The following is a 23377-nucleotide window of genomic DNA, read 5'->3' on the forward strand; positions in this document are numbered from 1 at the left end:
TTCCGAACTATGCTCGACCCATGTCCACTCTGACCGTTTCGTTCTCCGATCTGTCGAAGAACTCCAAGCGGGTCGCCGACACCGTCGAACGTGCCCAGCGCGTCCACGTGACGCGTCGGGACGGCGAGGATCTGTATCTCACCACCGAGCGTCATGACCGTCAGCGCGAGGAGACCGCCGACGTCACCGCTCGGCTGTTCGCGGCCTTGATCAGCAGCGACGAAGGCGCCCGGGCGATTCTGCTGGCCCTGCCCGAGGTCTTCCCGTGGACCCGGCACCTGTCGACGGACGAAGTGCGCGAGTTCGTCCTCGACCTGGTGAACGCAACCAATGACGCCGCGGAACTGGACGTGCACACCAATCTGCACCGGGCCATCGTCGAATGGCGTGCCACCGCCCGGGTCCTCGCGGACCCCGAACTGACGGCGCAGCTGACGACTCCGCTTCCGGACGAGGACCATGGCGAGGTACCCGCGCCGTGAGCCCCAAGCGCGGCGACGACGTCCCGCCACCGCCGATCGAGAACGAATGGCGCCTCCGATTCGCCACGAACGATGCGGCCAAAGGCTGGGGCGACCTGTGCACCGAGGCTCCCGGTAACACCCGGCGCTGCTACGAGGCGCTACGCGCCCAACCTGCTTCCATGAAGGACCCTGACCGCCAGCACAGGCTTCGCGGACGACTGGGCACCGCCACCCTCGGCGGCACGGAATACCCGCAGTGGGAGTACGAGGTCACCGCCGGCGGTCGCGTCCGCTATCTCGTCGACCAACCACGCCGGACCGTGCATCTCGTCTACGCCTCCACCCGCCACCCCAAGGACACCGACAGCTGAACCCGTCGCACCGCACGCGAGTGGACAGGTTTCGACCCGATAGGCGATGCCCGGCTCGCGCTGAACGGGCTATCTCGTGGACGGCGGTGCGCTTCGGCCGCCGACCAGGAGGAACCCGCGAAGTCCGGTCTCAGTTCCGGTCTCGTTCGTGCGCGTTCATCGGCGTCCGCAAGCCTTTCGCCCGGCCACTCCATCGCAGGTCAGGACGACCCCGCCTCTCCTTGGCTACCAAGGAGACCCGTTGGAAAGCGTGTTGGGGGCAGCCCCTCGCGAGTTCGTATCCCGTATCCCCCGCCGGCGCCTCACCGGGCACGACATCCGAAGGGCGCCGCGGTTCGGCGGATTCCTGGGACGAGCAGCGGGCGTACGGGCGGGCGGTGGAGGCGGTGATCCGGGGGATGCCGGCGGTCATCCTCGACCGCTCCTGGACCGGACCGCCCGACCTCGAACACCTCCCGTGAAGCCCTGACCACGCCACGCCACCCGGAAACGCACCTTCGGACATCACCCACCGCTCGCGTTCGCTGCCGCGCCTGGAGGGTTGCGACCCCGACCAGCAAGGCGCGTGGTGCAGTGGTCCCGGTTCCGGTCTCATTCAGCCGTGTCCTGCGCCGTCCGCCACCCGCCTCGGCATCCGTTCTGTCGCAGGTCAAGATGCCCCTGCCCCCCGGGTACGGCCTCGCGACCCGTCGGTGGACGACGTCAGCCGACGCGGTCCGGGGCCGCCGCGGCAGCCACCCGTGGCCGGTTCGCCTCGATCACCCGGATCGCTCCTGCCGATCACACTCCCGAGCGGCTCCCCGAACCGGTCAATACGGTCACCGTGTGGTGACGCGGACACGCGGCGCCGGCCGCCGCGCGCCCCAGGACGCCCGCCCCCGCACGACCGGGCACCGGCTGTGCGGACTCCGTTTATCCGCCGTACGCCTTCTCCGTGTCTGATGACTGACGTCCACGAACGCAGCGGGGTACCGTACCCCGCATATCCACTGCCATCTCGTTCCGCATGAACCGGAGTTGGCGGCCGACAACGTTGTCAGCCGTCCCTTTGAGCATGAGCTCGGACCGGGACATGCGTGCGTGCCGCACCGCCGGAGAGGCGCCATGCCCGTCAGATCTCATCCCCCCTTGCCACCCACGACGTTGACGAGAACCGAGCGCCGGCGGCGACGGCCCCTGCGCGCGGCGGTCGCCGCGCTGGTCGCCGGCACCCTCGGCCTCGCCGCACTCGCGGGTGCCGGAACCGCCGCCGCGTCGCCCGCGACGTCCGCCACGTCCTCCGGCACGTCCGGCGGCGCGTCCGGCGGCACGGACTACACGAAGCTCGTCGACCCGTTCGTGTCGACGGCCGGCGACGACGGCAACGACCTGCCGGGCGCCGAGGCGCCGCACAGCCTCGCCAAGGTCAACCCGATGACCACGCCGGACCGCAACCACTCCGGTTATGACTACAACGAGGACCACATCGCGGGGTTCACCGCCACGGACCTCGACGGTGTCGGCGGCTCGGGCGGCGGCGGCGACCTGCTGGTCGTCCCGACGTCCGTGCGGTACGGCAAGCGCCCCGCGCCCGGCACGTACGCGCACCCCTACCGGCATGACGACGAGAGCGCGTCGCCCGGCTCCTACCAGGTCGGGCTCGGGTCCGTCTCGGGGACCGACACGTCGGTGACGCAGGACGCCGGGACGATCGACGCCGAGATGACCGCGACGACGCGCACGGCGCTCGAACGGTACGACTTCCCCGCCGGGTCGGCCCCCGAACTCGTCCTCGACCTCGCGAACAACTACACCAGCCGCACGCGCGCGACGATGAAGGCGACCACCCTCGCGGACGGGACCACCCGGATCACCGGGCTCATCGCGGGTTCCTTCAACGGCGCCGCGTACCGGATGTACTACGCCGCCACCACGAACGCCCCCGTCACCTCGCTGAAGAGCTGGGGCGACGACGGCACGCTGGGCGACGCGACGGCGCAGGACGGCACCGACACCGGCGCCGTCCTCGGCTTCGACCCGTCGGCGGGCCACGACGTCGAGTTGCGCATCACGCTCTCGCCGATCAGCGCGGACCAGGCCGTCACCGACCAGCAGAACGAGGTGGGCGGCCTCACCTTCGACCAGGCGCGGGCCCGGACCAAGGCCGACTGGAACAGCACGCTCGGCGCCGTGGCCGTGCACTCCTCCGCGACGTCCGACCCCAAGTCGACGCTCACCAAGGAGTTCTACACGCACCTGTACCGGATGTACGGGCTGCCGGTGAACGCCACCAGCACCAGCGGGACGTACCGCGGTGTCGACGGCGCGGTGCACCGGACGAACGGGTTCACGTACTACGACGGCTGGTCCACCTGGGACGACTTCCGCAAGTACTCCGTCGAGGCGTACGTCGACCCGGCCACCTACCGGGACATGGTGCAGTCGCTCATCGAGCTCTTCGCCGACGCGCACACCTCCGGCAAGAGCCTCGGCAGCCTCACCCAGTCGGTCCCGACCGTGCGCTGGGAGCGCTCGGCGGTGGTGATCGCCGACGCGCTGTCGAAGGGGTACAAGAACTTCGACCGGCTGGACGAGGCGTACCCGGCGCTGCTGTCGTACGCCGGCTACTACACGGGAGCGCAACTGCGCCAGGGGTACGTCAGCGGTGACCCCGGTACGACGGTGCAGCGCGGCTACGACCAGTGGGCGCTGTCCATCATCGCCGGCGCGCTCGGCAAGGACGCGGACGCGAAGAAGCTGCGTACCCAGTCGACCATGGCCATCGACCACCTGGTGAAGTCCGGCGCCTGGACCGCGGCCGACGGCACCCAGGTCGGCCTGCTCACCCCGCGCGCGTCCGGCGGCGACTGGCAGAGCGCGGACTACGAGAAGTTCGAGGCGGCCGGCCTCTACCAGGGCACGCTCTGGCAGTACAACTGGTACGACGCCTACGACATGGGCGGCCTGATCAAGGCCATGGGCGGCGCGAAGGCGGGGAAGGCCGCCGTGGAGCACATGTTCGGCGTGGACTCCGCCGCCGACGACGGCTCCACGATGCTGCACTCCAACGCCAACGAGATCGACCTGCAGGCCCCGTACCTGTTCAACTACGTCGGCGAGCCCAGCCAGACGCAGAAGTGGGTCCGCTCCATCTACACCGGCACCACCTGGAACCGCTACATCGCGACCGGCTCCACCAACGAAGCCCCCAGCTCGGGCGGCGAGTTCACCCCGCCGATCGACACCCAGGTCTACAAGCTCGCCCCGGACGGCTTCCTGCCGACCATGGACAACGACGCGGGCACCATGTCGACGATGTTCGTGGCCGCGGCGCTGGGCCTGTTCCCGGTGACGGCCGGCTCCAGCCAGTTCCAGATCGGCAGCCCGTTCTTCGACTCCACGACGATCACCTACGCGAACGGCAGCACGTTCACGGTGAAGGCCGACGGGGTGTCGCCGAGCACCTACTACGTGCAGAGCGCGACCCTCAACGGCTCGCGGTTCAACGACACCTGGCTCGACTACGCGCAGATCATCGCCGGCGGCACCCTGGACTTCACCATGGGCGCCAAGCCCTCCCGGTGGGGCGCCGACACGAAGCCCGCGTACTCGCTGGACACCGACACCGGCGCCACGGGAGGCGGCGGAACCGACCGGGGCACCACCGTGGTCTCCGCCCGTCCGGGCACCGTGGCCACCGCCGCGGACGGCACCGTCAAGGGCAGCGTGCAGTTCACCCTGTCCGGTCCGGCGTCGTTCGCCGCCCGCAAGGGAACCAGCCTCACCCGCGGCAAGGCGGCGACGGTGACCGGCCTGCCGGCCGGTGTCAGCGCCGACCTGAAGGTCAGCGGCGCGCACACGGCGACGCTGTCGCTCACCGGCACCACGAAGGTCGACGCGCGCTTCGGCATCACCTTCACCGACGCGGCCTTCGCCCGCGGCGCGCACGCCTCCACGGTGACCGGCACCGGGGTCTCCGCGACCGACCCGCTCGTCATCTCCGCCGCCGCGGTGTACCGCGCGTCCCTGGGCACGCTCATCGACCAGGCGTCCGAGGTCCGCAGCGCCAACTACTCCGACGGCTCCTGGACCCTGTTCCAGTCGGCGCTCCAGCGCGCCAGGACCGTCCTCGCGGACACCGCGTCGGGGACCGGCACCCTCATGGCGGCGCAGGACGCGCTGGCCTCCGCGGCCGGCGCGCTCACCATCGACGAGGGCGGCTACGCCGTCCTTCAGGCCGAGAGCCCCGACCAGAAGGACGGCCCCAGCCTGGTGAGCGAGGCGTACTACTCCGACGGCGACCTCGGTGGCGTCACCGACGGGGCCTGGGAGCAGTACGGCAAGCTCGACTTCGGCGGGGTCGCGCCGCGCAGCGTGTCGGTGCGCTACGCCAACGCGCAGGCCGCGAACGCGAAGCCGAGCAGCGTCGACATCCACGCCGGTCCCGCCGACGGGCCGATCGTCGGCACCGTCACGCTGCCCGGAACCGGCGGCTGGCAGTACTACACCACGGTGCAGGCCGACATCACCGACCCCGACCTGCTGCTGAGCGCGTCGGCCGCGACGTTCGTCTTCCACGCCCCGTCCGGGCAGCAGTGGGTGTCGAACTTCGACTGGTACCAGTTCTCGCCGAACGCGGTCACGTCGTCGCCGACGACCACGCTCGCCACGCTGACCGCGCCGAGCGCCACCTCCACCGGTGCCGGCTCGCTCCCGCTCAGCCTCGGCAACGGCATCTTCGAGAACGTGACGAACGGCGCGTGGGCCGAGTGGCACGGCACGGACCTCGGCGACGGCGCCGACACCGTGACCGTCAGCTACGACAAGCCCCGGTCGAGGGCCGCGTCGGACTCCCACATCGAGCTGCACCTCGCCGCGAAGGACGGCGACCGGAGCGTCGACATCCCGCTGGACTACACCGGTTCGGGCTGGGGCACCGTCTCCACCACCTCCGTGCGGCTCGACCCGAGCGTCTTCACCGGCGTCCAGGACGTGTACGCGGACTTCGTCTCCGGCACCCAGACCTCCGACCAGCCGTACGTGGCCAACGTCTACGCGCTGACCCTGACGCGGACCGCCGACGCCCCGGTGGGCTTCGACGCCACGGCGTTCACCACCAGCAGCGGCGGCACCCTCAAGAGCGAGCCGGCCGGCTGGAGCGACGCGGGCTCGGCCACCGACCTCGGCGGCACCTACGACGGCGCCTGGCTGGCATACGGGGACATCGACTTCGGTGCCTCCGCGAAGACCACCGCCACGATCACCTACGCCAACAACTCCGCGCGCTGCGGCACCGGTTCGGCCGTCGAGCTCTACCTCGACGCCTTCGACCCGGCCGCCCCGGGCACGCCGTACGCGACCATCCCGCTGCCGGTCACCGGAAGCGCGTGGTCGTCAGGGGGGACGACGAGCCTCACGCTCCCCACCTCGATCACCGGCACGCACGCCGTCCACCTGCGGCTGACCACGACCGCGGACGCCGCGCACCCGTACGTCGCGAACCTGGGCCGGGTCACCTTCAGCCACGTGGACGCGCCCGCCGCCACGGACACCTCCGCGCTGCGGAAGGCGATCGACCAGTACGCGGGGCTCGCCGGCGACGCGGCGCGCTACGACCCGATCGACTTCGCCGTGTTCACCCGTGAACTCGCCGCCGCCCGCGACCTGGTGGCCGCCGACGGCGCGACCCAGCTCGAAGTCGACACCCAGACCCGCACGTTGACCCTCGCCGCCGACCAGCTGGTCCCGCTGCCGCGGCTGAAACTGGAGGACCTGGTCACGACCGCGTCGGCGCTCACCGACGCGCGCTACACCGACTCGTCGTGGCAGGCGTTCGGCACGGCGCTCGCCGCGGCGAAGACCGCGGTCGCGGACACCGAGGCCACCGACGCGACGCTCACCGCGCGCTACACGGCCCTGCGGAAGGCCCAGGCCGCGCTCACCACGAAGCCCAGGACGGTGCCCGCCGCGCCCGCCGCGGTGTCGGCGACGTCGTCCGGCACGAGCGTGACCGTCGTCTGGTCCGCGCCCGGGGACACCGGCGGCTCGCCGGTCACCGGGTACCGGGTCAGCCTCGACGACGGGCACCAGATCGCGATCAAGGACCCGGACAGCCGGAGCACCACCTTCACCTGGCTGACGGGCGACCGCTCCTACCGGGCGCGGGTCCAGGCGGTGAACGCGGTCGGCGCCTCGGCCAAGAGCCCCGCCACGGCACCCGTGGTGACCGGCGGCGGCAAGCCGCGGCAGCCGACCGTGACGAGCGTGGTCACCGACGGCAGGCAGGTCCGCGTGACCTGGCTGCCGGCCGGCGACAGCGGGTTCCCGGTCATCGGCTACACCGTGACCCTCGACGACGGCACCACGGCGCACGTGCCCGGCACGGCGACCACGGCGCTGCTGACCGCCAGGAAGAAGGCGAAGGCGCACACGGCGACGGTGACCGCGGTCACCCTGGCCGGGACCTCGGACGACGCCACGGCGACGTCGGCCGGCCCCTCCGCCACGGACGCCGCGGCCACGGACGGCGACGGCTCCGACCCGTCGTCGTACACGCCCTCCCCCTTCCCCTCCGACACCCTCAACGCCGACTACTCCTCCGACGCGTGGCCGAGCACCGACGACGGGAGCGACTACTTCAACGACCTGCTCGGCGGCATCAAGGACCTGCACTCCGACATCCTCGGCGCCAACTCCAAGGTGGCCGACGGCAGTTCGCTGACCGCCGAGAACGACACGATCGCGGTGGGCATCAACAACGCCGCCACGCAGGCCCAGGTGGACCGGGCCGAGATCGACGCGAACAACAGCCCCACCGTCACGATGGCCGACGGCCTCGGGTCGCGGCTCGGCAAGATCTACAGCGACGCCCTGAGCAGCGGCAACCTGCCGAAGACCAACGCCCTGTTCGGCCGGGTCACCCAGGGCATCGACACCCACGACGCGGCGAAGAACTACTACGACTACCTGCGCCCGTACGTGCGGCTCGGGTTCGTCGGCGACGGCGGCGACATCTACGAGTCGCAGGACGGTTCGTACAGCAGCCTCGCCACCAGCGGCTCCTACCCGAGCGGCCACACCTACGGCGGCTACGAGGCGGGCACCATCCTCGCCACACTGCTGCCGGAGCTGGCACCGTCGATCCTGGCGCGCACCTCGGAGTACGGGAACAACCGCATCGTCCTCGGGTTCCACTACCCGCTCGACGTCATGGGCGGCCGCATCACCGGGCAGGCCACCGTCGCGCACCGGTGGGCGGACCCCGACTTCGCGAAGCTGCTGACGCAGGCGCACACCGAGATCGAGAACGTGCTGCTCGCGCAGTGCGAGAAGGAGGGGTACGGCGACACGCTCGCGGCCTGCGAGGGCGACACGTACGACGGGCTGAGCACGGCGCAGGACGTCAACGTGTACACGCAGCGCCTGAGTTACGGGTTCTCGCGGACGGGCAAGGCCGGGCAGCCGCTGAAGGTGCCGTCCGACGCGGCGGCCCTGCTGGTGACGGCCTTCCCGCAGCTCGACACCGAGCAGCGCACCGAGATCCTGGAGCAGACCGCGACGGACTCCGGGAACCCGCTCGACCTCACCGCCGACGGCGGGGCGAGCTGGGAGCGGATCAACCTGGCGGCGGCGATGACGGCGCACGTCGTCGTCAACGCCGACGGGTCGGTCACGGTGACGAACATCGCGGACGCCACCAAGGCCGCCGTCGCGGACGCCGGCGCCATCACGGTGGGCGGGGTCGCGATCGACGGGTTCGACCCGGAGGTCTCCACGTACCTGGTCGACTGGCCGAAGAACGTGAAGCTCCCGTCCGTCACGGCCGTACCGGCCCAGTCCGGTGCCCGGGTGAAGGTCACCGACGGCAGCCCGGTCCTCACCTCGACCGGTTCCCGGATCACCACCCGCACCATCAAGGTCACCTCGGCCGACGGCACGGTCACCCGGACCTACACGGTCGGCTTCCAGCCGACGGCCCGGGATCACCGCCCCTCCGCCGCGGGCGGCAAGGGGTAAGGCCAGGGAGCGAGGACCACGGGGTACGGCACAGCGTCACCGCGGCCCCTCCGGGCGACCGTCACGGTCCCCGGAGGGGCCGCCCGTATTCCCGGGCGGGCGGCGGCGGGCGGGCGGGGTCGGGCGGTGCCGGGCGAGACCGGGGCGGGGTGAAGGATCTGGGGAGACAGTGTCGGTGCGACCACATATCCTGCACCGGACGATCACGCGGGACCAGGGGAGGGCGCGGCATGTTCGGCAAGCTGTGGGGTCGGGGTGGCCGGGAGAGACCGGAGGCGGACCCGTACGCACTGCCGGTCCCGCGCCGGCAGAAGGACGGGACGTACACGCTGCGCGCGCTGGGGGACACGCGGGTGCTCGCCCTGACCGACGCGGTGCGGGCGGACGACTGGGCGGCGTTCACCACGGCGCTCGCCCCCTTCGACCTCGGTCGCGACCACCATGTCCTCAGCGAACTCGCGGAGTTGGGGGGCGTGCAGAACTGGATCGTCGAAGCCGCCGAGGGCAAGGAGGAGTACCGCGCCACGGCCCTGCTGGTGGCCGGGGCGCGCAACATCGCCTGGGGCTGGGAGGCCCGCACCCGCGCGTCGGCCAAGAACGTCACGCGGGAGCAGTGGCGGCTCTTCCACGAGCGGCTCGAAGTCGCCGAGGAGCAGTTGCTCGAAGCCGCCGAACTCCGGCCGGAATGGAGCACGCCGTGGTCCCGCCTGCTCACCTCCGGGCGCGGCATGTCGCTGGGCGACACCGTCAACGAGACCCGGCTGGCCGCGGCGCTGCGCCGTGACCCGCTGGACCTGGCGGCGCACCACGAGTGGGTGTCATACCTCCAGCCCCGGTGGAGCGGTGAGCCGGGGCAGGCGCTGGCCTTCGCCCGGGAGAGCCTCCCGCGCGCGCCGCAGGGACACCGGCTCGGCTGCGTGATCGCCTGCGCGCACATCGAGGACTGGGTCGAGTCGGACGACGGGAAGTGCCTCGAAACACCCGTTATCCAGGCCGAGTTGAGGGCGGCGGCCGAGCACAGCATCCTCCACCCCGACTACGTGCGGGTGCCGGGCTGGCAGCATGACTTCAGCCTGTTCGCGATGGCCCTGGCCCTGGCGGGTGAACGCCGTACGGCCCGGCGCGTCTTCGGCGCGCTCGACGGCGCCTTCACCGGGCGGCCCTGGTCGTATCTCTCCCAGCCCGAGAAGCAGTTCGCCCGCTTCCGCAGTCGCGTCTGAGCCGGCAGTCGCGTCCGAGCCGGCAGCGGGTCCGAGCGCGACCCGCACCCCGCCGGGCCCGCACCCGCCGCCGGCCTTCCACGGCCCGGCCCGCGCGGACCCGACCCCGGCCCGCCGCTCACCCGCCGCTCAGCCGGCACCCAACTGCCGTTCACCCGGCGCCCCTCCGCCGCTCCCCCGCCGCCCATCCGCCACCCCTTCGCACCCCGGACTGCCCGATGACTCCGCACGACGACAACACCGCGCCCACCACCGCGCCCGCCTCCGCCGACCGCACCTTCCAGGTGGACCTGCGCGGACTGGTCGACCTCCTCTCCCACCACCTCTACTCCAGCCCCCGCGTCTACCTGCGTGAACTCCTGCAGAACGCGGTGGACGCGCTGACCGCCCGGCAACTCCTCGAACCCGACGCGTTCTCCGCGGACTTCGGCATCCGCCTGTACGCCGACGGCTCGTCGGTGCGCGTGGAGGACGACGGTGTCGGACTCACCGAAGCCGACGTCCACGCCTTCCTCTCCACCATCGGCCGCAGCAGCAAGCGCGCCGAGCGGATCGCCGAGCAACGCGCCGACTTCATCGGCCAGTTCGGCATCGGCCTGCTCTCCTGCTTCCTGGTCGCCGACGAGATCCACGTCCTCAGCCGCTCCGCCCGCACCCCCGACGCGCCCGCGGTGGAATGGCGGGGACACGGCGACGGCAGCTACACCGTCCGCACCCTGCCCGCCTCCGCCCGTCCCCGGCCCGGCACCACCGTCCGGCTGACGCCGCGCCCCGACGCCGGCGAGTGGACCCGGCCGTCCCAAGTACACCTGCTGGCACGGCACTTCGGCTCGCTGCTGCGGCACCCGGTGACCTTCGACGACGGCACCGGCGGCCCGGGCGCCCCCGTCAATCGCGAGCCCGCGCCCTGGGCGGCCACGTACCCCACCCCGGGCGCCCGTTCCCGCGCACTCGCCGCCTACGGCGAGCAGGTCTTCGGCTTCACGCCCCTGGACACCATCGAGCTGGACCTGCCGGCCGTGGGCCTGAAGGGCATCGCGTGCGTGCTGCCCGACGCGGTGCCGGCCGGGCGCCGCCACGGCCACCGGGTACACGTCAAGGGCATGCTGCTGTCGGACCAGGCCGAGGAGATCCTGCCCGACTGGGCGTTCTTCGTCCGCTGCGTCGTCGACGCCGAGAGCCTGCGCCCGACCGCCTCCCGCGAGTCGCTGTACGAGGACGAGACCCTCGCCGCCGTCCGCGACGCCCTCGCGGAGCGGCTGCGCGCGTGGATCGCCCGGGCCGCCGCGAGCGACCCGGACCTGCTGGCCCGCTTCCTCCAGGCGCACCACCTGGCCGTGAAGTCGCTCGCGGTGCACGACGACGAGATCCTGCGGATGCTGCTGCCGTGGCTGCCCTTCGAGACCACCGACGGGCACACCACCCTCGACGAGTTCGCCCGCACCCACCCGACCGTGCTGGTCACCTCCAGCGTGGAGGAGTTCCGGCAGGTCGCCGCGATCGCCTCGGCCGCCGGCCTCGGCGTCGTCAACGGCGGCTACACCTACGACCGCCAACTCGTCCACCGGCTGCCCGAGGTCAGGCCAGGGACCAGCGTCGCCGATCTCGACCCGGCCACGCTCACCGCCCACCTCGACCCGGTGGACCGGGAGACGGAACTGGCCGCCTCGGCCTATCTCGCGCTGGCCCGCGACGCCCTCGCCGTCTTCGACTGCGACGTCGCGCTGCGCACGTTCCAGCCCGCCTCCGCCCCCGCGCTCCTCGTCGACAGCCGGGAGGCCCGGCACGAGCGCACCCGCTCCCAGCTCGCCCGCGAGCAGGAGGGCGGCCTGTGGGGCGACATCCTCGGCGCGCTGCGCCACGAGGCGCCACGGGCCCAGCTGATCCTCAACCAGCTCAACCCGCTGGTCCGCACCGCCGTGGCCATCGACGAGCCCGAGCTCGCCCGCACCAGCGCCGAAGCCCTCTACGGGCAGGCCGCGCTGCTGTCCCGGCGCCCGCTCAGGCCCGCCGAGTCGAGCCTGATCAACCGCTCCTTCCTCGACCTTCTCGCCCACGCCCTGCGCAAGGACAGCTGACGATGCCGACCGCACCCCTGACCACCGACGAGCTGTACCAGGCGCTGAGCGACAACGAGCAGCGCCCGTTCGGACGGGACCGCACCGTCGTCGCGGAGGAACTCGCCGAGGTCGCCGAGCAGTTCGACGACCCCACCACGCTCATCCACGCCCTGCTCGAACTCCACAAGGCGTACACCTACGGCTCGGAACCGCGGAAGTCGCCCGTGGTCTTCGCCCGCCTGCTCACCCTCTTCGACGAGCAGCCCGACCTCTTCGACGAGCGGCTGCGCCAGCAGCTGTTCTGGCGGTTCAAGTGGGTGGCCAACGCCCTGCTCCAGCTCCCCGAGATCCCGCTGGCGAGCCTCCGGCAGTGGCTGACCGAGATGCGCGACCGGTACCAGAAGGCCGGTCTCGGCCTCCAGCCGTACTACGGGCAGGCGTACCAGCTCGCCCACCACGTCGGCGAGGGCACCGCCCCGGCCTACGAGCTGTGGGCCGCCCGCGCCCGCACCCGGCTCAGCGACTGCGAGGCGTGCGAGATCTGCGCGCGTGCCCTGTACCGCCTCACCGCGGGCGACGACGAGCAGGCACTGGACCTCTGGGAGCCGGTGCTGGCCGGCAAGTCGTCCTGCCAGGAGGAGCCGGCCCGCTCCATCTCTTACGCGCTGGCGGCCCTGGTCCGTACCGGCCGCGCCGACCGCGCCCGGGAACTGCACCTGACCGGGTACCGGGGCTGCCGCCGCAACGCCTCGATGGCCGCGGAGGTGGGCCGGCACCTGGAGTTCTGCGCGCTGACCGGCAACGAGGCGCGCGGCCTGGAACTGCTCGCCGAGAACCGCCGGCTGTTCGACGAGGTGGAGTCGCCGCTGGAGACCTACGACTTCCTCACCGGCGTCGAGGTCCTCCTCCAGCGGATCGAACGGCTCGGCCACGGCGACCTGCCCGCGGCCGGGTACGCGGGCCGCACCTGGTCGGTCACCGACCTGCGTGCCGAGATACGGGACCGCGCCGACGACCTCGCGAGCCGTTTCGACGCCCGCAACGGGACCACGGCGCACACCGATCGCCGTCGCGCCCGCCTGGACCAGGCGCCCCTGCTGGACGCGCTGGAGCTCACCCTGCGCAGCCGCCGCCTCGACGACGCGGTGGCGCCGGCCGCCCCGGTCACCGCCACCCCCGCCACGGCGGCGCCCCTCCCCGAGTCCCTGACCGAACTCATCCTGCGGGCAAGGGACTTGGAGCAGCAGGGGCACCCGGACGGGGACGCCTGCTGGGCCCGGCTGCGGACGCTCACCGCCGCCCCGGACTACGCCCACCCCGACGATCCGGCCGTCGGCCCGTTCGCGCGGCTGCGCGCCGACCTTCTCGCCGACGAGGCGAGCCGGGCCCACCAGAAGGACGAGCACAGCACCGCCGTCCCCCTCTACACGCAGGCGGCGGCCCTCTACGACGAGGCCGGGGAGCGGGGCTACGCGGTGCTCGCCCGCGGCTGTGCCCTGCTCGCCGAGGCCGAGAAGCCCGCGGACGCGGAGCGCGGCGGCGGCGCCGAAGCCACTGACGCGGCGGACGCGACGGACAGCGCGGACAACACAAGCGGCGCGGATGCAGCGGACACGGCGGACAGCGCGGACGACACGAGCGACGCGGACACGGCGGACGGTGCGGACGACGCGCGGAAGGCGGAGGCCGCCGAGGCCAAGGCGGCCGCGCTGGGCGAGGTCCACGCCGCGCTGGTCCGTATGCAGGAGGACACGCCCGACCTCGCCCCGTACCTGGCGGCCCGCCTGCTGCGGCTTCGGGCCACCGCGCTGGGCCTGCGGTTCCAGGAGTCGCGGAGCCAGGAGCACGCCGAACCGGTCCTCGCCGCGACGGACCTGCTGCAGGAGTTCGCCACCCGGCACGACCTGGCCGGCCAGATCTCCGGCGCCCGCCTGCTGCGGACCAGTACCCACGCCATCCGCGGCGACCTGCCCGCCGCCCTTACCGAGATCGACGGCCTCCTCGACCTCCTGGCGGAGCACGGCCCCGCCTGGCACCTGCCCCGCACCCTCGGGCTCCGCGCCCGCCTCCACCTCGGCCTGCGGGACGCGAAGGCCGCGCACGCCGACCTGACCGAGGCCCTGCGGCTGGCCGCCGGCTGGCCCGCCGGAGCGGCACCCACCGCCCGCCTGCACGCGGACCTCGCCGAAGCGTGCATGCGGCTGGACCGGCCCGACGAGGCGCTGCGCCACCTGACCCGCTCGGCGGAGCTGGACCTGCGCGCGGGCAGCCGGGTCGACGCCTTCTGCGCCTACAGCAACGCCGCCCAGCTGAGCCTGGAACTCGGCCGCGTCGAGGACAGCATCGCCCTGCTCGACTCCGTCCTGGCCGAACCGGACGCCGCCGCCGGGGAACTCGACGACCGGCTGCTCGCACAACTGCGGCTGACCCGCGCCCGCGCGCTGCACGCGGGGGAAGACCTCAAGGCCGCCACGGCGGAGTTCGTCGCGCTCGCCGCCGAGTCGGCCGGATGGGACGACGACCGCGGCAGCCACGCCATGATCGCCGCCGAGACGGCCGTGCTCCTCGCCGAGGCGGGCGAGTTCGGCCCGGCCCGCCGGGCGGTGGACCAGGCGATCGCCGCCCACGCCCGAGCCCCCCGCTACGAGCAGCTCAGCAACGCCCTGCGGGAGGTCGCCCGCCTCCGGGGCGAGCAGGACGGCCCCGACGGCCTCCAGGACGCCCTCGCCTTCCTCGCCGACGCCGGCCTGGTCGCCGACGAGGCCCGCGAGGCCGGCTTCGCGCCGCGCGGCCGCTCCCTGGACACCGCGCTCGCCTACGAGTACGGCCGGGTCAACGCGTACGCGGGTGCGTACGACGACGCCGTGGCCGCGCTGGACCGGGCGCTCGACCTGCTCGGCGAGGCGGCGGCCGGGGACCACCGCGTCGACGAGTGGACCGAGTGCGTCCGGCTGGCGGGCGTCGTGGAGGGTATCCACCTCAAGCGCACCGCCGCCGCCCTCGCCCGGCTGGACGCGGCGGTCGCCCACCTGACCTCCCTGGACCGCCCCAAGGAGGCCGACAAGCTCGCCTCGCTGGCGTCCCGGCTGCGCGACGGCAGGTAGCAGGGTACGGGCGGTTGCCGGGGCCGCGGCCCGGACCGGGCAGCGCGGGGTCACTCCACGCGGGCGCGTATCCAACGCGCTTGTCCAGGGCGGGTGTCCAAGGGGGTCGGCCGCTGCCGGCGCCGCTCGATCTGTACGGTGGGAACGGACGTGTCCGGCGGCACCACCTGATCGGTCCTGCTCGGCGTACCTGACAGTCGCCGAGCAGGACTTCCCCGGAACCGGGCTGGCGACGAAGCACGCCCCCGGGCTCCCCGTGCGTCACCCGCTTTGGCCTGCCGCACCACACTGCGGCTAGTTTGTGTGCAGGACAGGTACGCGGGCCCGTGATGGCGGAGACACACGGGGACAGGAGGACGGGAAGAGTGTCGCTGCGCGGAGGGGACCCAGCCGAGATCGGCGGCTATCCGCTTGAGGCACGCCTCGGCTCGGGTGGCATGGGCACGGTCTTCCTGGCCCGGACGAGTTCGGGGCGGGCCGTGGCGATCAAGCTGATCCACCAGCAGTTCGCCGGGGACGAGGAGTTCCGCATCCGGTTCCGGCAGGAGGTGGCGGCGGCGCGGCGGGTCAGCGGCGCGTTCACCGCCGCCGTGGTCGACGCCGACACCGAGGACGAGCAGCCGTGGATGGCGACGACCTACATCGAGGGGCACACGCTCGCCCAGCACATCGCCGCGAAGGGCCCGCTGGACGGTGCGGAGCTGAGAAGGCTCGCCATCGGGCTGGCGGAGGCGCTGCGCGACATCCACCGGGTGGGTGTCGTCCACCGTGACCTCAAGCCCTCGAACGTCGTGCTCTCCCCCGAGGGCCCGCGCGTCATCGACTTCGGCATCTCGCGCGCCGTCGACCAGCAGACGCTGACCATGACCGGGCGGGTCATCGGCACGCCGCCGTTCATGTCGCCGGAGCAGCTCCAGGCACCGCGTGGCGTGGGACCGCGGTCCGACGTCTTCTCGCTGGGGACGCTGCTGGTGTACGCGGCCACGGGCCACGGTCCCTTCGACGCGGACAGCCCCTACATGACGGCGTACCAGGTGGTGCACGAGGAGCCGTCGCTGGATGCCGTACCGGCGGCCCTGCGCGCGGTCGTCGAGTCGTGCCTGGACAAGGAGCCCGAGGGGCGCCCCTCGGCGGACGAACTCCTCGTGCTGCTGCGGGATCTGCCGGTCGACCTCGGCGGGACCGAGCCGAGCGGCATCGGCGCGGGCCACACCCGCGACGTGATCACCCAGCATCACCTCGCGACACCGCCCACCCCGGCGCCGAACGCCTCGGTGCCGAACCCCCCGGCCGGTTCCGGCACCGAGGACACCGAAGCCCCCACCGGCCGCCGTCTGCGCGGCCGTTGGCGTCCGGTGCTCGCGGCCGCGGTCGCGGTGGCGGCGATCGGCGGGGGGATCGCCGCGCTCCAGGCGGGCGGCCTCGGCGGGAACAGCGGCGGCGACCAGGGCAAGAACGTCGGCGACAAGGTCACCGGCGTCGCGGCGCCGGTCGGCTCGCTTCCGGACGGCTTCGCGCCGTGGCACATGACCGTGCGCGGCGGCGCGGGCATCCCCGACGAGCTGCGGTGCGTCACGCACGGCGACGCGGTGTACTGCGGGGGCGGCGGTGTGCTCGCGACCCGGATCAGGGCCGCGGACGGCTCGCGGGTGTGGACGGTGAAGAGCCCGGGCGTGCCCTCCCAGGGCATGCACATGGTCGGCGCCACCGACGACACGGTGATCGGTTACCGCCTCGCCGCCGAGGACGCCCCGCAGGACCCGCCCACCGAGGTGGTGGCCGTCGACGCGAACAGCGGCCGGGAGCTGTGGTCCGTCGCGTCGGGCGACCAGTCGGCGGCCGTCACGTCGCGGACCGAGGAGGCCCTCGTGTTCGGCTCCGCCGTGGTGACGGTCAACGCGGCCGACACCCGCCTGGAAGCCCGGGACGCGCACAGCGGTCACGTGCTGTGGAAGACCCCGTTCCCCGCGGACCGGCAGTGCTCTCCCGTCCTGGCGGGCGCGCGGCTCCTCGCGATGTGCGCGACGCGTGCGGAGGTGGACGACCTGGACGTGCGCCACCCCACCCTGTACACGGTCGACCGCGTTTCGGGGAAGCTGGGCAGGCCCCTCGCGATCGACGTGAAGGCCCCCGCCGTGCCGGTAGGCGTCGCCGACGGCAAGCTCGTACTCCTCCAGGAGCACATGTCGGGACCGGCGCCGGCCGGCTACGACAGGGTGGTGCGGGTGGACCCTGTCGCGCGGACGATCACCTACACCCCGCTGGCCAAGGTGTACGAGGGGACGCCCGGCATGGCGGGCGGCACCGTCTACGTGAGCGGGCAGACCGGTCTCGTCACCGCGCTCGACCCCCTGACCGGCCGGAAGAAGTGGTCGCGGCAGACTGCCGTGGAGGGCGCGTCGGGGCCGGTGGCGGGAGCCGGTGCGCTGTACTTCAGCTCGGCCACCGGCCGGGTGGTCGCGCTGTCCCCGGCCGACGGCAGGACCCTCTGGACCACGGACCCGCGGGCCGACGGTCTGACCGGCGAGCAGGGCGCGAGCCCGCGCGTGGCCCTCGCCGGGCGTGAGGTGATCGTGGCCGCGGCCGACAACACCCTCTTCGCCTTCGACGCGCAGAAGCCGCCGAAGTCGGACTGACGGTCCCGCCGACGGCCGACCGCCACCCGCCGACCGCAACCCGCCGACCGCAACCACTGACCGCCATCACTGACCTCCTCCCGCCGACCGCCTCCCGCCGGCCCGACGGGCCCGCTCCTTGCCCTGCCCGGCACCGAACGGGGGACGGAGGGGCACGATCGGCGTGACAGCCGGGCTCGGGCCACGCCCGCCGGTTACCGTTGGGGAGAGCTTCACCGAAACCGCTCGCCGTGAGCGGCGAACGTACCCCGAGGTGAGCCGAGTTGGGGGGGAACAGGCATGCTCGCGTCCAGGGACGCCCAGGTGGTGGTGGTCGGTGCCGGACCCGCGGGGCTGGTGCTCGGCAACCTGCTGCGGGCGGCGGGCGTCACGTGCGTGATCGTGGAGCGGCAGAGCCGCGCGCACGTGGAACGGCGGGCCCGGGCGGGGTTCCTGGCGCCCCACAGCGTCCGCGTCCTGGAGGAGAACGGGCTTGCCGCGGGGTTGCGGGCCCGCGGGGAGCGCCATGACACGTGTGCCTTCCGCGGCGAGCACGGGCAGTTCGAGCTGAACTACGGAGCGCTGGGGCACCGTCAGCCGCTGACGGTCTACCCGCAGCAGGACCTGGTCGCCGACCTGATCACCGCGTTCCTGGACCGCGGCGGCGAGATCCGCTTCGACACGGCGGTGACCGGGCTGCACGGCATCGACACCGACCGGCCGTCGGTGGACTGCGCCGGTCCCGACGGGACGGCCTACCGGCTGTCCGGGGCGTACCTGGCCGGGTGCGACGGCCGGCACGGCGTCGCCCGGCGTGCGCTGCCCGCCGGCGCGGCCCGCGAGTACCGGCGGTATCACGGCGTGACCTGGCTGGCGATCCTGGCACAGGCGCCGCCGAGCATGGCCGCGGTGACCTACGCCGTGCACGACCGCGGGTTCGCCGGCCACATGGCACGCAGCTCCACGGTCACCCGCTACTACCTCCAGGTGCCGCGCGGCGAGGACCCCGAGGAGTGGGGCGAGCGGCGGATCTGGGACGAACTGGCCGTCAGGATGCGCACCGCGCAGTACGAGCCCCTGCACGAGGGGCCGATCCTGGAGCGGACCACCGTGGACCTGAGCTCCGAGGTGCGTGAACCCCTCCAGCACGGGCGGCTGTTCCTCGCCGGCGACGCCGCCGCCCTGATCAGCCCGTCCGCCGCCAAGGGTGCCAACCTCGCCATCATGGCAGCGGACACGCTGGCCAGGGCGCTCGTCGACGCGCTGGTCAGGGACGACCCGGGCGGGCTCGCCCGGTACTCGGGGGACTGCCTGCCGCGCCTGTGGCACGCCCAGGAGTTCTCGCACTGGATGATCAACCTTCTGCACGGCCCTGCCGGCGACGACGACGAAGCCGTCTTCCAGCGCGCGCTGCAACGCGCGCGGCTGACGAGCCTGCGGGATCTGCGCAGCCACCAGGACTACTTCGCCGAGAACTACGTCGGCATCTGAACCTCCCGCCCCGACCGGTTCCTCCGCCAACCGGCTCCCGGCCCGCAGCGGAACCTCCAAAACCCAAGATCGGCCGTAAAATTGGCACATTCCTGAGAGACCTGGGGCGGGGGGTGTGCCGGCTGATGGAACTCGAACTCCGACACCTGCGGATGCTGTGCACGATCGCCGACACGATGAGTCTCGGCAGGACCGCCACCGTCCTGGGGTGCTCGCAGCCCGCGGTCAGCAACCAGCTGAAGCGCATCGAGCGGCTGATGGGCGAGGACCTGTTCGTCAGGGGCAGTTCCGGGGTGACCCCGACGGGCTTCGGGGTCGAGGTGGTGGTGCAGGCGCGCGAGGTGGTGGCGCTGGCCGACGCGATCGGGCGGCGGTCCACCGCCGGCCGGCCCGGGGCCGGCCGGGTGCTGCGGCTGGCCGCGACGAACACGCCCGTCCTGCCCGGCATGCTGCAACGAGCGCGCGCCGTCCTGCCGACCCTCGCCGCGCAGGTGAGCAGCGTGTACTCCTCGGCCGAGATCGTCGAGCTGATCGAGGACGGCAAGGTGGACGTCGGCGTCGCGGTCGACTACCCGGGACGCGAGTTGGCGCACTCCGCGGCCCTGGCCCGCCGAGGGATCGTCACCGAGCCCAGCTTCGTGGCCCTGCCCACCACGCACCCGGCCCGCGGCCGGCTGGACGTGCCACTGCTCGAACTCGCCGGGGACGCCTGGTTCCTGACCCCCGACGACGGTGCCGGCTGGCCCGGTGTCTGCTACGACGCCTTCCGGGCGGCCGGCTTCACCCCGCCCACGGTGCACGAATTCCTCGGCGACCGGGACGAGTTGCAGCGGATGATCGCGGACGGGCTGGGGATCTCCATCGTCCAGGCGACGTGCCGGCCGATTCCCGGGGTGATCGTCAAGCCCCTGGTCGGCACGCCCCTGTGGTGCCGCTACGTCCTGGTGTGGCATCGCGAGCGGGTGTCCGGCGAGGTCGCGGAGACCCTCTTCCGCGCGGCCCTGGCCGCCTACGAGGAACTCATCGCCCGGGCACCGCACTTCCAGGCGTGGGCCGCCCGCCACTACCGGACCCCGCGGACGTGAGGCGGCCCCGGCGCGTGCCGGAGCCCCGTCGTGCGGTCAGCCCGCGCCGCGGTCCGGCCCGGCGGACGGGGCCCCTTCCGGGGTGTCGGCCCACAGGGAGCGGACGTTGCCGAGGTGGCGCCGCATGCACGCCTGGGCGCCCTCGACGTCCCCGGCGATCATGAGGTCGAGCAGTTCGAGGTGCTCCTCGGCGGACTCCACCAGGCGGCCCCTCGCGTCCAGCGCGGTGAGCCCGTACAGCCGCGAGCGCTTGCGGAGGTCGCCCACCACCTGGACGAGGTGAGCGTTGCCGGCAAGGCCCAGCAGCCCGAGGTGGAAGCGCCGGTCCGCCTCCAGGTACGCGATCAGGTCATGCCGCCGGGCACCCTGGACGACCTCCTCGGCCAGCGGGCGCAGCGCCTCCAACTGCTCGGCGCCGGCCACGGCCGTGACCCGTCCGATCGTCGGAACCTCGATCAGCTCGCGGATCTCGGTGTACTCGTCCAGTTCCCGCTCGGTGACCTCGGTGATCCGGAAACCCTTGTTCCGCACCGCCTCGACCAGCCCCTCCCGGGCCAGATCGAGCATCGCCTCCCGCACCGGCGTGGCCGACACCCCGAGATCGACGGCAAGGGTCGGCGCGGAATACACCACACCGGGCCGCAGCTCCCCCGCGACGAGCGCGGCACGCAGCGCGTTGGCCACCTGGTCCCGCAGGTTCTCCCGCACCGGAATGGCACTGCGAGACGACAGATGACCCATGACCGACCCTCCCACGCACGTGACCGCCAGAATACAATGTCACGTTTCCCTCAGCCCACTGCCACCCCGGGCGGCCACTCCCGCCGCGGCCACTCCCGCCGCGGCCACTCCCGCCGCGGCCACTCCCGCCGCGGGTGCCCAGGACAGGGCGCGCAGGCATCCCGAGCGGATGTCGTCGAGGTGTGCGGAGAGTTCTCCCGGGTTCTCGCTGTGGAAGCCCTGGCGTACCGCCGTCAGGCCGGGGCCGAGACGGAGGTGCAGTCCCCAGGTGAGGTGGGCGGTGGCGAAGCCCAGGGCGGCGGGGTGGCGCAGTTCGGTGCCGGCCAGGTCGCTGAGGGCTCGGCCGTACTCCTCAAGGAGGGCCTGCTCGTCCAGCTCGCCGTGGCCGCCGAAGACGCGGTAGAGGGAGACGAAGGTGCCCAGGTCGAAGCCCACCGGCCCGACGCCGACGTGTTCCCAGTCGATGAGGACGAGGGCACCGTCCGTGTCCAGGCCGGCGTTGCGTGGCGTGAGATCGCCGTGCACGAGAGTGCTGGGCAGCGTGGCGGCGCGCGAGTTCAGCTCCGCGGCCGCGTCCAAGCAGGTGTGCAGGGCGTGGATCTGCCTGCGGGTGAACAGCGCCTTGAGCCGCGGCTCGTGGGCAAGGGCGTCGAGGTTGTCGTGACCGGCCGGAACGTGGTGGGTGTACGCGGCGTGGCCGTCGCGCTCCAGCCAGGGGGCGTCGAGGAGGCCGGGGTCCAAGGCCCCTGGGACGTACAGCAGCACGGTGCGCAGCGCGGCCGTCGTGGCGGCGGCGGGAGTCCAGGGCCGGTGCAAGGCGGCACCGATGTCGCGCATCACCATCCACACGCGCCCGTCGTGCCGCACCACGGTCGCGTCCGGCGGTGTGGCCAGGCCGCGGGGCAGCGCAGCGGGAATGGCGCTGCCGAAGAAGCGGGCTTCTCGGCGGTCCAGTCGGCCATCACGCGAGTCGAGCAGGGACCGGTGGCCCCCACCCGGGATCTTGACGATCCACCGGGACGGGTGACCGTCCGGAGCCGCGGTGCTCACCCCGAGGACCACTGCCTGTCCCAGCCCCGGCGACAGGTCCCGCACCGAGAGCACCCGCGTTCCCGCTGCCCACGCGCCCTCATGGGATGCCAGGACGGCCTCGATCGTGCCGGCGTCGGGCAGGCCACGGTCGGTCATCCGCTTCCTTCCCGCCGGACGCCGAGTGCCGTGCGGACGCCGAGTGCCGTGCGGACGACAGCCGCATGCGTCCGATCCGACGGCGGCGTCACGCACCGAGGCCGGCGGCGCGGGAAGGCGACGGCCGGCCGGTCACGTCCGTCGCTCGACCGGTACCTCCTCGATCGGTTCATCGGACCGGTTCGGTTCGCATCGCCTGCGTGCCCACGACGGTCAGCAGCGCGAGCTTCTCGGCGGTGTCGGTCCCGGCGCGCGGGGTGAACCAGAGCAACCGCTGGCGGCTGTCCTCGCTGAAGAGGCTGAGGCAGTCGAGGTCGAGCATGCCGACGGTGGGGTGGACGATCCGCTTGCGCTCGTCTCTGCGCACCTCCACGTCCTGGTCGGCCCAAAGCGCCTGGAACTCCGGCGACTGCTGAAGCAGCTCGTCCACCAGGTCGGTCGCCTCGGCGTCGCCCGGGCTGCGTCGCCCGACTGCCGCGCGCAGGTCGGCGACGAACGAGCGTGACTGCGGGGCGAGGTCCTCCTGCGGGTAGATCCGCCGCGCGGCCGGGTCGGTGAACCACCGGTAGATGAAGCTCGCCGCGCGGCCGTGGTGCGCGGACAGGTCGCCGAGCATCGCGAGGGCGAGCGGGTTCTGGACCAGGACGGTGTGCAGGTCGGTGCTCACCATCGCCGGGGTCCCGTCGATTCGGGTCAGCAGGTCGAGCATCGCGGGGTGGACGTGCGAGGCCGTCCCGCCCTGGGGCGGGATCGGGCGGTTCGCCAACCGGTACAGATGGTCGCGCTCGTCGCGGCTGAGGCGCAGGGCGCGGGCGAGCGCGGCGAGCATCTGGTCGGAGGGCTGCGACCCGGCGCCGCGCTCGAGCTCGGTGTAGTACTCCACCGAGGCACCGGCCAGCACGGCGACCTCGTCGCGACGCAGACCGGGGACGCGGCGCCGCGGGCCGGGCGCGAGCCCGACCTCCTCGGGGCGAATCCGCTCGCGTCGGGAACGCAGGAAGCCGCCGAGTTCGGAGTACCTCGTGTTCGACATGCGCCCAGCC

General features: G+C 73.0%; 12 protein-coding genes. 9 read left to right on the forward strand and 3 right to left on the reverse strand.

Features of this window, described 5'->3' with window-relative positions:
- Positions 1 to 20: 20 nt before the first annotated feature.
- The 9 genes from ACIPAE_RS13325 (at position 21) to ACIPAE_RS13365 (ending at position 20405) form a co-directional block, all read left to right on the forward strand.
- A complete protein-coding gene (locus ACIPAE_RS13325; protein WP_366410825.1) occupies positions 21 to 482 on the forward strand; it encodes a prevent-host-death family protein in 462 nt (153 codons plus the stop codon).
- A gap of 161 nt (positions 483 to 643) precedes the next feature.
- Complete coding sequence (locus ACIPAE_RS13330) at positions 644 to 835, forward strand: hypothetical protein (protein WP_366410826.1); 192 nt, start codon at positions 644 to 646, stop codon at positions 833 to 835.
- Positions 836 to 1939: 1104 nt separating this feature from the next.
- Positions 1940 to 8830, forward strand: a complete 6891-nt coding sequence (locus ACIPAE_RS13335) for a glycoside hydrolase domain-containing protein (protein ID WP_402444995.1) — start codon at positions 1940 to 1942, stop codon at positions 8828 to 8830.
- Positions 8831 to 9060: 230 nt separating this feature from the next.
- Positions 9061 to 10050 carry a hypothetical protein gene (locus ACIPAE_RS13340; protein ID WP_402444996.1) on the forward strand — a complete coding sequence of 330 codons (990 nt, stop codon included), beginning with the start codon at positions 9061 to 9063 and terminating at the stop codon, positions 10048 to 10050.
- Positions 10051 to 10268: 218 nt separating this feature from the next.
- Entirely contained in the window at positions 10269 to 12128 is a 1860-nt protein-coding gene (locus ACIPAE_RS13345) for an HSP90 family protein (protein ID WP_402444998.1), read from the forward strand.
- 2 nt (positions 12129 to 12130) lie between these two features.
- Positions 12131 to 15214 (forward strand): hypothetical protein, encoded by a 3084-nt coding sequence (locus ACIPAE_RS13350; RefSeq protein ID WP_402445000.1) that lies wholly within the window; start codon positions 12131 to 12133, stop codon positions 15212 to 15214.
- Between the two features lie 365 nt (positions 15215 to 15579).
- Positions 15580 to 17850, forward strand: coding sequence for a PQQ-binding-like beta-propeller repeat protein (locus ACIPAE_RS13355; protein WP_402445001.1), 2271 nt, complete (start codon positions 15580 to 15582; stop codon positions 17848 to 17850).
- A gap of 279 nt (positions 17851 to 18129) precedes the next feature.
- Positions 18130 to 19320, forward strand: a complete 1191-nt coding sequence (locus ACIPAE_RS13360) for a 4-hydroxybenzoate 3-monooxygenase (RefSeq protein WP_402445003.1) — start codon at positions 18130 to 18132, stop codon at positions 19318 to 19320.
- Between the two features lie 125 nt (positions 19321 to 19445).
- On the forward strand, positions 19446 to 20405 hold the full coding sequence (locus tag ACIPAE_RS13365; protein ID WP_329363182.1) for a LysR family transcriptional regulator: 960 nt from the start codon (positions 19446 to 19448) through the stop codon (positions 20403 to 20405).
- Positions 20406 to 20441: 36 nt separating this feature from the next.
- Here the strand turns inward: ACIPAE_RS13365 and ACIPAE_RS13370 are convergent, their stop codons facing one another.
- The 3 genes from ACIPAE_RS13370 to ACIPAE_RS13380 form a co-directional block, all read right to left on the reverse strand.
- Positions 20442 to 21146, reverse strand: coding sequence for a GntR family transcriptional regulator (locus tag ACIPAE_RS13370; RefSeq protein ID WP_402445006.1), 705 nt, complete (start codon positions 21144 to 21146; stop codon positions 20442 to 20444).
- 39 nt (positions 21147 to 21185) lie between these two features.
- Positions 21186 to 22334, reverse strand: a complete 1149-nt coding sequence (locus ACIPAE_RS13375) for a phosphotransferase (protein ID WP_402445008.1) — start codon at positions 22332 to 22334, stop codon at positions 21186 to 21188.
- Between the two features lie 169 nt (positions 22335 to 22503).
- Complete coding sequence (locus tag ACIPAE_RS13380; protein WP_329363187.1) at positions 22504 to 23367, reverse strand: helix-turn-helix transcriptional regulator; 864 nt, start codon at positions 23365 to 23367, stop codon at positions 22504 to 22506.
- Positions 23368 to 23377 lie beyond the last annotated feature (10 nt).

The sequence above is a fragment of the Streptomyces sp. NPDC087270 genome (assembly GCF_044744625.1).
GTDB lineage: Bacteria > Actinomycetota > Actinomycetes > Streptomycetales > Streptomycetaceae > Actinacidiphila.

What these genes read in the sequence shown, in the direction of transcription:
- ACIPAE_RS13325 (WP_366410825.1), top strand. Translation starts at nt 21, where the DNA reads ATGTCCACTCTGACCGTTTCGTTCTCCGATCTGTCGAAGAACTCCAAG.
- ACIPAE_RS13365 (WP_329363182.1), top strand. Translation starts at nt 19,446, where the DNA reads ATGGAACTCGAACTCCGACACCTGCGGATGCTGTGCACGATCGCCGAC.
- ACIPAE_RS13370 (WP_402445006.1), bottom strand. Translation starts at nt 21,146, where the DNA reads ATGGGTCATCTGTCGTCTCGCAGTGCCATTCCGGTGCGGGAGAACCTG.
- ACIPAE_RS13360 (WP_402445003.1), top strand. Translation starts at nt 18,130, where the DNA reads ATGCTCGCGTCCAGGGACGCCCAGGTGGTGGTGGTCGGTGCCGGACCC.
- ACIPAE_RS13335 (WP_402444995.1), top strand. Translation starts at nt 1,940, where the DNA reads ATGCCCGTCAGATCTCATCCCCCCTTGCCACCCACGACGTTGACGAGA.
- ACIPAE_RS13380 (WP_329363187.1), bottom strand. Translation starts at nt 23,367, where the DNA reads ATGTCGAACACGAGGTACTCCGAACTCGGCGGCTTCCTGCGTTCCCGA.
- ACIPAE_RS13340 (WP_402444996.1), top strand. Translation starts at nt 9,061, where the DNA reads ATGTTCGGCAAGCTGTGGGGTCGGGGTGGCCGGGAGAGACCGGAGGCG.
- ACIPAE_RS13345 (WP_402444998.1), top strand. Translation starts at nt 10,269, where the DNA reads ATGACTCCGCACGACGACAACACCGCGCCCACCACCGCGCCCGCCTCC.
- ACIPAE_RS13350 (WP_402445000.1), top strand. Translation starts at nt 12,131, where the DNA reads ATGCCGACCGCACCCCTGACCACCGACGAGCTGTACCAGGCGCTGAGC.
- ACIPAE_RS13330 (WP_366410826.1), top strand. Translation starts at nt 644, where the DNA reads ATGAAGGACCCTGACCGCCAGCACAGGCTTCGCGGACGACTGGGCACC.
- ACIPAE_RS13375 (WP_402445008.1), bottom strand. Translation starts at nt 22,334, where the DNA reads ATGACCGACCGTGGCCTGCCCGACGCCGGCACGATCGAGGCCGTCCTG.